Source organism: Pelagibacterium xiamenense (assembly GCF_021166475.1).
In the GTDB taxonomy this organism is placed as follows: Bacteria; Pseudomonadota; Alphaproteobacteria; order Rhizobiales; family Devosiaceae; genus Pelagibacterium; species Pelagibacterium xiamenense.
Genome location: NZ_JAJOYS010000001.1, coordinates 1,361,779 through 1,374,659, shown reverse-complemented (window position 1 = coordinate 1,374,659; position 12,881 = coordinate 1,361,779). Strand labels below are relative to the sequence as shown.

Below are 12,881 nucleotides of genomic sequence, written 5' to 3'. Positions count from 1 at the left end.
GCTATTGAAAACTCGGTTCTGGTCCGAATCATGCCGATTCCGGCTTCATTGGGGGACGCCTAGTTCATGACATTCGCTCGGCACGCGACTGCGGTTTTCGTTGCTCTTTTCATCGCGCTCGGATTGACCGGCGCCGGCATGGCTCAAGGCGACCGCATCTGGGATCACAGCGAGCGCAGATGGGTCCCGAAGCCTGAACCGATCATGGGACAAGGCAGCCCGATCCGCCGCGAAGTCGTGGATTACGAGACCTCCTATACACCCGGAACGATTGTCGTCGACACCAGCGAACGGCGGCTCTACCTCGTCCTCGAGGACGGCAAGGCGCTCAAATACGGCGTTGGCGTCGGGCGGGACGGCTTCACCTGGTCAGGCACGCACCGGATCACCCGCAAGGCCGAGTGGCCGGGCTGGACGCCGCCGCCCGCCATGCGCCGCCGCCAACCGGATCTGCCTGCCTATATGGAAGGCGGGCCGATGAACCCCCTGGGCGCCCGCGCCCTTTACATCGGCTCGACGCTCTACCGTCTGCACGGCACGGCCGAGCCTTGGACCATCGGCCAGGCCGTTTCCTCTGGCTGCATCCGGCTTACGAACGACGACATCATCGACCTCTACAATCGTGTCGAGGTCGGCGCTCTCGTTGTTGTGAGGCATTAGTTTTCACGCCACACCCTTTCGCGTCGCGCGCCACGCACATATAGTTGCGTGATGAACGCAATCCACCCGCCTCCGCACAAGCCGCTTGTCGACCGCTATGGCCGGCATGTGACATATCTGCGCGTTTCGGTCACCGACCGGTGCGATTTCCGATGCACCTATTGCATGGGTGAGGACATGACGTTCCTGCCCAAGAGCGAGGTGCTCAGCTTCGAGGAAATCCAGACAATCGTCGGCGCGTTCGTGGCGCGCGGCGTCCGCAAGGTCCGGCTAACTGGCGGAGAACCGCTGGTGCGACGGGACATAATGAAGCTTATCACGGCCATTTCGGAGACCCACCTGGCCGCGGGCGCGCTGGACGAACTGACGCTCACCACCAATGGCAGCCAGCTTGCCAAACACGCGGAAACGCTTGCGGGGCTGGGGGTCAAGCGGGTCAACGTGTCCCTCGATACGCTCGACGGCGCGCGGTTCACCGAGATCACGCGGCGCGGACGCCTTCCGCAAGTCCTCGACGGCATCGAGGCCGCGCAGGCGGCGGGACTTGGCGTCAAGATCAACATGGTCGCGATGCGCGGGGTCAACGAAGACGAAATCGTCCCCATGCTCGAGTGGGCGCACGGACGCGGGTTCGAGCTGACGCTGATCGAGGCGATGCCGCTCGGGGACGTCGCGCTCGACCGCACTGAAACGCACCTCTCGCTCCGCGAGGTCCGCGACCGGCTGTCTGAGCGCTTCACCCTCGACCCCATCGCAAAGCGCACGGGCGGACCCGCCCGCTATATGCGCGTTGCCGAAACGGGCGGCACGCTTGGTTTCATCACGCCTTTCAGCCACAATTTCTGCGAGAGTTGCAACCGGGTCCGGCTCACCTGCACCGGACAGCTTTATATGTGCCTGGGACAGGACGACCGCGTCGACCTCCGCGACGCCTTGCGCACAAAGGGTCCCGAAGGCCTCGATGCTGCACTCGACCGGGCCATGATCCTCAAGCCCAAAGGCCATGACTTCGTCATCGGCCGGACGCATACCGATCCGGCGCTGGCGCGGCATATGTCCGTTACGGGCGGCTGATCCCCGCCATTTTCGGGTCCGACCGGAAAGCGGCGTAGCATCGGTCTTTGGTATCGAATTACTTGTCGTCGTCGCTCACCACAGCGAACTCGAGCGGCAGCGCCGTGGTGTACTTGATCTGCTCCATGGCGAACGAGGAACTGACGTCGGTCAGCGGGATCTTGGCGATCAGCTTCTTGTAAAAAACGTCATAGGCCTGGATCGAGGGCACAACGACGCGCAGAAGATAGTCGACCTCGCCGCTCATTCTGTAAAATTCGACGACCTCGGTGAACTCTTCCACGACGGCGGCAAATTTGCGCAGCCAGGCATCGTTGTGCTCGTTGGTCCGCACGGCCACGAAGACGGTCACGCCCGCATTGACCTTTTCAGGGTTCAGCACCGCCACGCGGCGCCGGATCACGCCCTCTTCCTCCATCTTCTGGATGCGCCGCCAGCACGGCGTTGTCGAAAGCCCTACCTTGCGACCGATTTCGGCCACCGGCATGGTCGCGTCTTTCTGAAGGAGTTGAAGAATTTTGCGGTCGAGCTTGTCGAGCGCCATGGAGTGCTCCCCGAGGTATTATTTTCCAAAAATTGGCGAATTGGCCCGCACAGTGAGAAAATCGTCCGCCCCCCATACGCATTTGATGCCCTCGCCTTTCCCGAGTCAAGGCGGTCGCGCAAAGTTCGGTCTGTACGAGCAGGGCCGGTGATGGAGCGGTTATAAGGTCCGCAACGGGGGCGGAGGGAAACCCCGTGGACGCAGTCGGACTTTCAACTGCCTGTTAACCACAATGCCGATAGCGTGGCATCTGAGCGTATCGGATTTCGTTACCCTTATGGCAGGGAACGGCAATCCTCTTTTTGTTGCGTAGCGTATGTCGAGTACCCACCATGTCCTTTGGCGCGGATCATCGTGCATCCGAAGCATCCCGGCGGCCCCGTGAAAGTCGGCGTTCCGTGCAGCGGACGGTCTTGGATGCCCGCCAGCGCCTGACGTCGAGTTCCGGAACGCGGGTCGAATTCGACTTCGACCTCCTCGACGACTACGCATCGGCCCGCATTGCCGGGCTTTTGCCCATGATCCTGGTGCTCGCCATCCTGCTGGCATTCGCCAGCCTCTGGGTGCCGATCGAGATTGCCGCGGCGTGGGCGGGTCTCGTGGCGCTGGCCAATATCGCCGTCGGCTTTGCCTGCCGGCAGTTCCGGCGCGAAAACAGACAGAAGTTCAACGCCCGGAAATGGACCGCCACCTTCATTGTCGGGGAGACCATCTACGGGCTTGCCTGGGCCGCGTTGCCGATCCTCACCATCGGTGGCGGCGGGCAGGATATCCTCATTATCATCTTTTCCATGCTGCTGGTCGGTATGGCGGCCAACGCGATGTCCACGCGTACCCTGCCGCAAGCCACGCTCGTTTCCACCCTCCCCGCCTGCCTTTCGGTCGGTACGACGCTGATCATTGCCGCTGGCACGCTGAATTTCGCGCTTGCGGCGGTTGCTTGCGGTGCCTTTTTCTTTTTCCTCTTTCTTGCCTACCAGCTCCACAAATCCGAGCTCGGTAATCTCGAGCACCAGCTCGAAAAGGACGGCCTGATCCTCGATCTCGAGGAAGCGCGGATCATGTCTGACGAGGCGCGGCGCCATGCCGAGCAGGCGAACATCGCCAAGTCACGCTTCCTGGCGACGATGAGCCATGAGCTGCGTACCCCGCTCAATGCGATCATCGGTTTTTCCGAAGTTCTGAAGTCGGAACTGCTGGGGCCGCATTCGGTGCCCCAGTACAAGGAATATGCCGGTGACATTCATGCCAGCGGCCAGCATCTCCTGAATCTCATCAACGAACTTCTCGACCTCTCGCGCATCGAGGCCGGCCGGTACGATCTCAACGAGGAGGCCATCGGCCTTGCGGACATCGCCGCGGACTGCAAGCGCATGCTGGAAATCCGTGCCCGGGCCAAGAACATCGACCTCGTTTTCGACAGCGACGAAGATATGCCCAAACTCTGGGCCGACGAGCGCAGCGTGCGTCAGGTCGTGCTCAATCTGCTCTCGAACGCCATCAAGTTCACCCCGCAGGCGGGCAAGGTCACTGTAACGGTCGGCCGTAGCACGGATGGCGGGCAGTTCGTGTCGGTCACCGACAACGGCCCCGGTATTCCCGAAGAGGAAATCGAGACGGTGCTCTCGTCCTTCGGACAGGGTTCCCTGGCGCAAAAGACGGCCGAGCAGGGTGCCGGGCTCGGCCTGCCCATCGTCCAGAAGATCATGGACCTGCATCAGGGCCGGTTCGACCTGTTCTCCAAGCTGCGGTTCGGCACCGAGGTGATCGCCACCTTCCCGCGCGCCCGCACCATGGAGGGCGTCGCCCCCGTCCGGGAGACGGCACCCAAGCTCGAGATCTACTCGGAAGCCGGCTGAGCCCGTAGATCCTCGACCAGCGTACCGACGAACGGAATTTCCGCCTCGTGTTCAGTCTCACGCATGGTTTCGGCCAGGCCGGCATCGTACCAGGCCTTCATGGCCGGAAGCGCGATCAACCGATGGGCATATGCGTCCGCCTGTGCGCTCAGAGGCAGCTTGTAAGTGAGGTGCCGGAAGGCCACCGGCGCGAAAAACGCATCGACCGCAGTAAAGGCGCTGCCCGCAAGGAAGGGACCGCCGAAGCGATCCAGGCCCTCGAGCCAGAGTTCGTCGATCCGGTCGATATCCTTCTGAAGCGCTGCCGATATCTCATGCAATTTCACCCGCACGCCGACGTTCATGGTGCATACCGACCGCAATGCGGAAAAGCCCGCGTGCATTTCGGCCGTTGCACAGCGCGCCCATGCGCGCTCCGTCTTGTCAGCGGGCCAGACAGCGCGATGGTCCTCTGCCAGGTACTCGATAATCGCCAGCGAATCCCAAACGGTCGTACCACCGTCTACAAGACACGGCACGAGCCCCGATGGCGAGAACTTGCGGAACGCCTCGTAGCTCGATCCCTCGAGGAAGGGGACAAACTTCTCCTCGAACGGAATCCCGAGCGTCTTCATCAGGACCCAGGGCCGCAACGACCATGACGAATAGTTCTTGTTTGCGATATAAAGCGCATACATCGGCGGCGTGTCCTCGACTCGATGGCAGAACTTGGAGTCCTTGCCCGATCACCGGACGACGTCAAGAGCACCCACGGCGTCTCCGAGCTTCCAGAGCTCCGCGTCGACGGCGGTTCCGCATGGCTCCTGCCATTCGATATCTTTCCGCGCCGTCTAGCCGTTTTTCTCGGCCACCGCCGCCTCGGCGAATGTCGCCATGTTTTTGTGCAGATGCAGCGCGGTCTTGGCCATCACCGCACCGAGAGCGGCGCCGCTCCCCTCCCCGAGCCGCATCCCCAAATCGAGCAATGCGGCCTTGTCCATTGCTTCAAGCGCCCGTGCGTGCCCACTCTCCGCGGAGACGTGCGCAAACAGGCAGTGGTCGATCGCGGCCGGGTTGACAGCATGCGCCACCGCCGCGGCGCTCGTTGCAACGAAGCCGTCAACGATCACCGGAATGTTCTGGTGCCGTGCCGCAATGATCGCGCCGAGCATGGCCGCTATTTCGCGGCCACCGAGATTGGCGAGGATTTCGAACGGCGTATTGAGCCTGCCCGCGTGCCGCGCCAGCGCGCGATCGACGGCGTCGGCCTTGCGCGCCAGCCCCGCATCGTCCACCCCGGTCCCGCGCCCCACCCAATCGGCGCCGGTGCCGCCGAAAAGCGCCGCGAAAACCGCCGCCGCGACTGTCGTGTTCCCGATCCCCATCTCGCCAAGGCACAGGAGGTCAGGCTCCCCCGCTATGGCCTCCATGCCGTAGGCAATGGTCGCGGCGCAGGTCCGCTCGTCCATCGCTGGAACAACGGTGATATCGCCCGTGGGAACGTCGAGGGCCAGTTCGAACACGCGCAGATTGATTTCATGGAGCGCGCAGATCTGCGAGATCGCGGCGCCGCCCTTGGTGAAGTTTGCCACCATCTGTCGGGTCACCTCGCGCGGGAAGGCCGAGACGCCCTGATCCGTCACGCCGTGGTTGGCCGCAAAGATCGCGACCATGGGGTCGTCCATTGTGGGTTCGGACTTACCTTGCCAACGCGCCAGAAACTCGACCAGTTTTTCGAGTTGCCCCAGCGATCCGGCCGGCTTGGTCAATTGCGCGTCGCGCGCACGCACTGCCTCGACCGCCCCCTCGTCGCCCTCCGGGCCAAGCATCAACAGGTCCTCGAAATCGGCGAAAGTAGAGGCAGACATGGCGACTCCCGGATTCGGATGGTAGGTAGGGATGAGACTTTTGAGCCATCCGAAAGGGAAACGCAAATTGAGTTCCGCGGACACGTCCAATTCCCCACGCAACGACAACACTGCGCCGCCGCAATCGGGCAATCTCGGAGCTGATATGATCATGGCGTTGCGGTTTTATTCGCGCCTCCCCTCGGGCTCAACGCCGCATGAACGCCCCGACCTTAAGCGCATCGCCATGGCCGTACCTTTTGCGGGCCTCGTCATCGGCATCGGGCCCGCGGCGCTCCTGTTTCTTGCCACTATCGGCGGTGTCCCCCCGCTTTTTTCTGTGTTTGTCGCGCTGGCCGGCTTTGCCGCCGTCACCGGCGCGATGAGCGAGGATGCCATTGCCGATGCGGCCGACGGGCTTTTCGGCGGCGCGACGCGCGAGCGCCGGCTTGAAATCCTCAAGGACAGCCGGCACGGCACCTACGGCGTTCTCGCCATCGTCTTCATTATCGGGCTCAAGGCCGCCGCGCTTTCGGCCATCGCGGCGCGCAATCCACTTGCGGCGATGCTCGTCTGGTTGGCAGCGGGGCTTCTGGCGCGCTCGGCCGCGCTTTATCTCCCGCTCGTTCTCGGACAGGCACGTGCCGAAGGCGCGGCGGCCACAGTGGGCGGTTTGACGCGGAACGCTTTTGCAGGCGGAACCATTTTTGCAACGCTGATCGCCTTTGTTCTCGCCGCGCCGTTCGTGGGCGTGCTGGGCTTCGTGATCGCCCTTGTTCTGGGCCTGTTGGTCCTGCTGGGCTGGACACGCCTTTGTGACCGGCTTGTCGGTGGCGTAACGGGGGATTTGATTGGCGCCGCACAGGCACTGGTTGAAATCGTCGTTCTGGCTACCTTTATGCGTATGATCGTGACCTAACGCCGCCGCCCATGCTCATCGTCGCCATCGCCCTACTGATCACCATAGGCATCGCGCTCGCGATCAGCGCGGATGCCGGCGCGCTTTTCGGGCTGACCCAGGGCGAAACGGCGCAGGCCATCCCGCTCATCGTCATCGGCACGCTGATTGCCTCCGCGTTGATCGCGCGCCGGCAGCGCTGGGGTCAGGTGGTCACGAACCTCGTGATCTGGGTGGCGATCGCCGGGGTCCTGATGCTGGGCTACGCCTACCGCTACGAGCTTTCCAATATCGGGCAACGGATCATGGGCGAGCTCCAGCCCGGCGCAGCCCTCGTCGATCCCTCGACCGGCAATGTCCGGATCACCAGAACCTTCGGCGGCAGCTTCCATGTCAGCGCGGACATCAACGGCACCGAAATCCCCATGATCTTCGACACCGGCGCCTCGGCAGTCGTGCTGACGGCGAAGGACGCTGCCGGCGCCGGGTTCGCCCCCGATACGCTGCGCTACACGATCCCCGTCCAGACCGCCAACGGCACGGGCTACGCCGCGCCGGTGACGCTCGAGGAAATCACCATCGGAAACATCACCCGCAGCAACATCCGTGCCTTCGTCGTCCAGGACGGCGCCCTCGATACGAGCCTCTTGGGCATGACCTTCCTGGAGACGCTTTCGCGCTACACGGTCAGCCGCAACGCGCTTGAGATGCACGATTAACCCAGCGCCTCGGCGAGAAAGCCGTACAGGAGCCGGCCCGTGGGTGGGGACCGGATCGATGCCCTGAAGAACGGGTTCGACACCGGGCACTGTCCCGGCGATATTCTCGAACGACGCGGCCTCCCGATTCATGCATTTATGTATATTAAGGCTGCAATATTCTGCAATTCCGTTCCATCTTTGAATATGCAATTCTGTTGCCGGGACGAAACGAACACCGGGCAGCGCAATGACCGAATTGAGCAGATTCTGGGACAATATTGCCGACAAATACGCCAGTCAGCCCGTTGCCGACGAGGATGCGTATCAGACCAAACTCAAGGTCACGCGCACCTATTTTACCCCTGAGAGCGAAGTGCTGGAGTTCGGCTGCGGTACCGGCTCGACTGCCATCGCGCATGCCCCATTCGTGAAGCACATCCAGGCGATCGACTTTTCCGCTCGCATGCTGGAAATTGCACGGGAGCGCGCTCGTGCCGCAAATGTCGAGAACGTTACCTTCGCCCGGGACGATATCGGCACTCTCGATGCTTCCCCTGCCTCATTCGACGCGGTGCTCGGGCTCTCTGTCCTGCATCTTTTGAAAAACCGCGACGCGGTTATTGCGAAGGTCTACCAACTCCTCAAGCCCGGCGGCGTCTTCGTCACGAGCACGGCCTGCCTTGGCGATACCCTGATGATGAGACTGATCGGGGTCATCGGTCCACTCGGACGCGCGGCGGGCCTCCTGCCCGAGCTCAACGTCATGACGCATGCCCAACTCCTCAAGGCCTACACCGATGCGGGCTTTGAGATCGTCCACAACTGGCGGCCGGGCAAGGGCAAGGCCGTGTTCGTCATCGGCAGGAAGCCCGGCTGAACCCGGCCGCTATTGTTGCGCCGTGCGCAGCCCGAGCTTCGGGCGATATGCACCAGCTTGTACGGGTTGAGTACGGATCGGAGGATGGACGGAAAACCCCATCAATCCAGCAACTTAACGCAAACTTATCCCCGCTCCTGAGACCTCGGCTATTCTCCTGCATACGGACCCACTTATATGGGCGCAGGCGCAACGAACGTTTGGGCGGGTCCGGTCCGGGTCCGATGGGAGTCGTCCCAGCGGAGGTCCGAACGTCACCGTGGCCAGCCACAGCGATCCTGTGGTCACCGGGGAAACCTGGCGGGGATTGGCCCCAGCCCGAGCGGACGCCAAGCCAAAAATCCCGGATGTATGCGGCGAGGCGGGCCTCGCTATTTTATATTCAGTATGAGGCACCGTCTCGCCGCATACCGTCCACTGCAACAAAGCCGAGGCCGTAGGGTCGTCGGACCAACAGGTGTGCCACGAAACCGACCCAAACGCTCAGGCAACCTTCTCGTGAACCGCGTCGGTATCCACGCAGGTGAAGGCGTCGGCGATGACCTCCGGCCCTGCGCCAGGTTTGGCGGCCTCGACACTCAGAATCTGCCGGAACCGCCGCGCACCGGGCAAGCCGTTAGCGAGACCAAGCATATGCCGGGTAATCTGGTTGAGCCGCGCGCCCTTGGTCAGTTCGCGTTCGGCATAGGCCATCATAGGATCGGCGACGTCACCAAGTCGCCGCGCGGGTTGCGCCGCACCGAAAATCCGCGCATCGACGTCTGCAAGGATCAACGGGTCGTGATAGGCTGCCCGCCCGAGCATGACGCCGTCGACGTGCTCGAGATGCGCCGTACTCTCCACAAGCGTCTTGATCCCACCATTGATCATCACTGGAAAATCCCCCAACCGCTGCTTGAGCCGGTAGACCCGGTCATAGTCCAGCGGCGGGATATCCCGGTTCTCCTTGGGCGAAAGCCCCTGCAGCCACGCCTTTCGGGCATGAACATAAAGAGCGTCGATGCCGGCGGGAACCACCGTATCGGCGAACCGGTTGAGATCGTCCTCGCTATCTTGGTCGTCGATCCCGATCCGGCATTTGACCGTCACCGGGGTATCGGTGGCATCGATCATCGCCCGCACGCAATCGGCCACGAGCTCCGGTTCAGCCATCAGGCACGCCCCGAACCGCCCCGACTGCACCCTGTCGGACGGGCAGCCGACATTGAGGTTGATCTCGTCGTACCCGTACCGGTCACAAATCGCGACCGCCCGCGCGAGTTCTGTCGGATCGGACCCGCCAAGCTGAACGGCGACCGGATGCTCGACCGCGTCATACCCCAAAAGCCGCTCACAATCCCCATGCGTGACCGCCGCACTGGTCACCATCTCGGTGAACAAGAGCGAACGCCTGGTCAAAAGCCGGTGCAGATATCGGCAGTGCCGGTCCGTCCAGTCCATCATGGGCGCGATGGCAAAACGCCGAGATACGCTAATCTGCGATTTTCCTTCTTTTTCCACTACTTAGTCCATATTCCTTCACCCCGGCTCATGTCGTACCGGTGCGGGCACGATCATAACCGTTCACGCAAGGACGGTTCTGTAGCATGGCTGGCGCAGATTGTCATAAAACGCCACGGCAAGCTCGTCCTGCGTGAGCACAAAACCTCCGTGCTCCGTCGACAGCCAACCCCTGGCTCAGCCAACGCGAAGATCGGCCCGGTTAACCTGGCGCGTTGGGGCAATGCCCAAGGCCGCCGATCAGATTTTTCCTTACACAACAGACGGCGACCGCGACCTCCGCGATAGAGCGTCGGGCGGCTCACTTTTCGAGCGTATCGTCTGCTGACTCGCGGACCACGTAGTCGGGCCTATTGTGAAATAACCTCAATGGCCTGGTCCAGCATTGTACGCAGCATTTCATCCGTCGATCGCAGAACGATGCCGATCTCGCGTGTCTCGTGCTGTAGCGGATCGACGGAGGCGATGGCGGAATAGATGTCCCCGCCGCTCAGGGGTGCGTCATCGAGATGCGGTTCCCAGACGATAGCGGCATCCATGACGCCTTCGGACATCAGTCGGGCGGCAAGGTCCGGGTGATCATAAGGAAGTCGTTTTATCTCCGCAAACGTCCCGCCGGCGGAGATGAGGCCGATGAATTCGTTGTCGATCAGCGAGTAGACCGGCGAGCCAACTCTGGCACCGGGAGGAAGCTCGGTGATGGATGCAATATCGGGGATATTGGTGAGCAGAACGTACGGCGCTTCGAGATAGGGACGCGTTATCGTCAGCCAGTCGGGCATCCGCATGCCGGGCACGAGTTGGACGCCCATGACCCCGACGCATTTTTCGGCCAGGTGGACGAGAACCGCCGGCCATATTCCCTCGGCGTCGAGCATATCCATATCCACGTCGAGTTCGATGATCTCAGGTTCGAGCAGCATGACCTGGGCGATCTGGCGCGCGGCCGCCCTGTCCTCCTCGATCGTGGCGCTATCGGGAATGACGCAGAGCGGCAGGGTGTTGCCGAAGTCGGGCCGCGTGCGGTTGTAGTATTCGGGCGCAACAAAAGGCTGTTGACCGTTTGCCACGCCGGTGCACGCCAAACATAGGCCAAAGAGGGCAATGGCTATGCGGCGCGGTACGGAGAGCGAGAAAGCCATCATATCCCCTTGGCGCTGCAGGCCGGACTTGCGCCCGGCCTGCGCTGCGCGTTCTGGATTATGCTTCTGGGAGGGCGAAGACCAGAACCGCATTGCCCGAACTTGGGCGGGATACCTCAGGCGTGAGTTCGCGGGGTACACTCGAAGACCAGGAATATCCGCCAACGCCGACCGGAACGGCGATGTACTGCTTTCCATCGACCGCATACGAGATCGGGTAGCCCTGAGCCGCTTGCGGCAGGCGGGTTTCCCAGAGGATATCGCCGGTCACCTCGTCAAACGCGTACATATGCCGGTCCCAATCGCCGCCAAAGACGAGGCCGCCTGCGGTGGTCAGCATGGCCGTGTTGGCCGGCGTGCGCAGCGGCATCTCCCAAAGCACCTCACCGGTGTCAATGTTCTGGGCCACAAAACGTCCGATATGGTCAGGGCTGTCCGGATGCACGGCGCGCTCGCTGGCGAGGCGCCCGTTGCCCCCGCCGCCCTCGACCATTTCAACCTCGCCAAACGCCGCGCCGATATCGCAATTGATGCTCATGGGAATATAGACGGCCCGTGTCTCGGGGCTGTAGGCCATCGCGCGCCAGGCTCGGAAGCCCGTGGTGCTCGGGCAGAAGGAAATTACCTCCTCAAGAGCCGCAACCTTGCCCTCGCGATAGCCGGCGAATTCGCCGCTTTCGGTGATATCGATCTGGTCCTGCCAGCCCAGATCGAACGCGGGCATGGGTTCGCCGTCCACGCGGCTGCCACGCCACAGGATGGCGAGCTTGCCCATGTTCACGTAGGCCGGTTCGCCATCGATATCGACAAGTATGTGCTCGAAGGCCTCGTCCATGTCGTTGGTTTCACCCGGGATGTATTGCCGGTACCACTCGATCTCACCGGTATCGGGATCAAGCGCCAACGTCGCGTTCGTGTACAGGGTCGCTTCGTCACCGGTTTGCCGGCTCGCTCTCGCCCACGGCTTGGCTTGGGAAACGCCTATATAGACGAGTTCCTGCTCAGCATCATATGAGGCCGATGTCCAGATATCACCGCCACCACGCAGGACGTACGGCAGCCCGTTCCAGCTATCCTCTCCTTCCGGTGCGTCTGAAACCGTGATGGTACGCCAGACCTCTTCGCCGGTCTGGGTGTCGAACGCTGCGACGCCGCACTTTTCCGCCTCGAAGCCGAAGCAACCCATATAGCCAACGATGACCTTTCCGTCCGCAACCACCGGAGCGGCGGTGACGGTCTTGCCTTCCCCCGCAACATCGGTTTCCCACACGACCTGGCCGGTCTGCGCGTCGAGCGCCACCAGTCCTGCATCGGGTGTAGCAAAGAAGACCTTGTCGCCATAAATCGCGAGACCGCGGCTCATCATCCCATCGCGGAAATCTTCCGGCATTTCGCGGCGGTACTCCCAGAGCAATTCGCCGTCGGCAGCGTCGAGCGCCTGGGCGATGCCGTCCGGATTGGCGATGTACATCACGCCATCGTAGACGATCGGCGCTGTTTCCTGCCAACCCGGCTCCATCGACCAGCCCCAGGCAAGCGTCAGTTGCGCCACGTTTTCGGTATTGATCTGGTCGAGGGGCGAATACCCCCAGCTATCCAGGGCGCGCCGCCACAGTAGCCAGTCGCCGTTTGCGGGACTGGCAAGCATCTCGTCCGTTACAGGGGTGAAATCCTCGGACTGCGCCCAAACGGGCGCAGCCGATCCGATGGACGCGCAAACGGCAATGGCACTGATCAGTGACTTGAGTCTCATGTTCTTCCTCCTCCTATGCATCGAGCAGATGCGACCAGCTGTTCGGT

General features: G+C 62.3%; 12 protein-coding genes. 6 read left to right on the top strand and 6 right to left on the bottom strand.

Features of this window, described 5'->3' with window-relative positions; genetic code table 11:
- Positions 1-66 precede the first annotated feature (66 nt).
- Together LSG43_RS06780 and moaA are read left to right on the top strand one after the other, a co-directional pair.
- Positions 67-660 (top strand): L,D-transpeptidase, encoded by a 594-nt coding sequence (locus LSG43_RS06780; RefSeq protein ID WP_231802315.1) that lies wholly within the window; start codon positions 67-69, stop codon positions 658-660.
- Between the two features lie 51 nt (positions 661-711).
- Positions 712-1,734 (top strand): GTP 3',8-cyclase MoaA, encoded by a 1,023-nt coding sequence (gene moaA, locus LSG43_RS06775; RefSeq protein WP_231802313.1) that lies wholly within the window; start codon positions 712-714, stop codon positions 1,732-1,734.
- Between the two features lie 58 nt (positions 1,735-1,792).
- Here moaA and LSG43_RS06770 read toward each other — a convergent pair whose 3' ends face one another.
- Positions 1,793-2,278: an Lrp/AsnC family transcriptional regulator gene (locus tag LSG43_RS06770; RefSeq protein ID WP_231802311.1), complete on the bottom strand. Its 486-nt coding sequence runs from the start codon at positions 2,276-2,278 to the stop codon at positions 1,793-1,795.
- Between the two features lie 398 nt (positions 2,279-2,676).
- Between LSG43_RS06770 and LSG43_RS06765 the strand changes: the two genes are divergently transcribed.
- The gene (locus LSG43_RS06765; protein WP_231802309.1) at positions 2,677-4,137 is read left to right on the top strand and encodes a sensor histidine kinase; all 1,461 of its coding nucleotides are present in this window, start codon (positions 2,677-2,679) and stop codon (positions 4,135-4,137) included.
- Here the strand turns inward: LSG43_RS06765 and LSG43_RS06760 are convergent.
- Both LSG43_RS06760 and cobT read right to left on the bottom strand, forming a co-directional pair.
- Positions 4,119-4,814: a glutathione S-transferase family protein gene (locus tag LSG43_RS06760; protein WP_231802307.1), complete on the bottom strand. Its 696-nt coding sequence runs from the start codon at positions 4,812-4,814 to the stop codon at positions 4,119-4,121. The genes LSG43_RS06765 and LSG43_RS06760 overlap by 19 nt on opposite strands.
- Positions 4,815-4,967: 153 nt before the next feature.
- On the bottom strand, positions 4,968-5,984 hold the full coding sequence (cobT, locus tag LSG43_RS06755) for a nicotinate-nucleotide--dimethylbenzimidazole phosphoribosyltransferase (RefSeq protein ID WP_231802305.1): 1,017 nt from the start codon (positions 5,982-5,984) through the stop codon (positions 4,968-4,970).
- Positions 5,985-6,051: 67 nt separating this feature from the next.
- On the opposite strand from cobT, the gene LSG43_RS06750 reads away from it, so the two are divergent.
- From LSG43_RS06750 to LSG43_RS06740, 3 genes are all read left to right on the top strand, one after another.
- Positions 6,052-6,882, top strand: coding sequence for an adenosylcobinamide-GDP ribazoletransferase (locus LSG43_RS06750; RefSeq protein ID WP_231802303.1), 831 nt, complete (start codon positions 6,052-6,054; stop codon positions 6,880-6,882).
- An 11-nt stretch (positions 6,883-6,893) separates the two neighbouring features.
- Positions 6,894-7,580, top strand: coding sequence for a retropepsin-like aspartic protease family protein (locus tag LSG43_RS06745; protein WP_231802301.1), 687 nt, complete (start codon positions 6,894-6,896; stop codon positions 7,578-7,580).
- 229 nt (positions 7,581-7,809) lie between these two features.
- Positions 7,810-8,439, top strand: a complete 630-nt coding sequence (locus tag LSG43_RS06740) for a class I SAM-dependent methyltransferase (RefSeq protein WP_231802299.1) — start codon at positions 7,810-7,812, stop codon at positions 8,437-8,439.
- Between the two features lie 483 nt (positions 8,440-8,922).
- Here the strand turns inward: LSG43_RS06740 and dusA are convergent, their stop codons facing one another.
- The 3 genes from dusA to LSG43_RS06725 all read right to left on the bottom strand — a co-directional run bounded on the left by dusA (position 8,923) and on the right by LSG43_RS06725 (position 12,834).
- The gene (gene dusA / locus LSG43_RS06735) at positions 8,923-9,939 is read right to left on the bottom strand and encodes a tRNA dihydrouridine(20/20a) synthase DusA (RefSeq protein WP_369412449.1); all 1,017 of its coding nucleotides are present in this window, start codon (positions 9,937-9,939) and stop codon (positions 8,923-8,925) included.
- A 350-nt stretch (positions 9,940-10,289) separates the two neighbouring features.
- Entirely contained in the window at positions 10,290-11,009 is a 720-nt protein-coding gene (locus LSG43_RS06730; RefSeq protein ID WP_231802295.1) for a transporter substrate-binding domain-containing protein, read from the bottom strand.
- Positions 11,010-11,139: 130 nt separating this feature from the next.
- A complete protein-coding gene (locus LSG43_RS06725; RefSeq protein ID WP_231802293.1) occupies positions 11,140-12,834 on the bottom strand; it encodes a pyrroloquinoline quinone-dependent dehydrogenase in 1,695 nt (564 codons plus the stop codon).
- Positions 12,835-12,881: the final 47 nt, after the last annotated feature.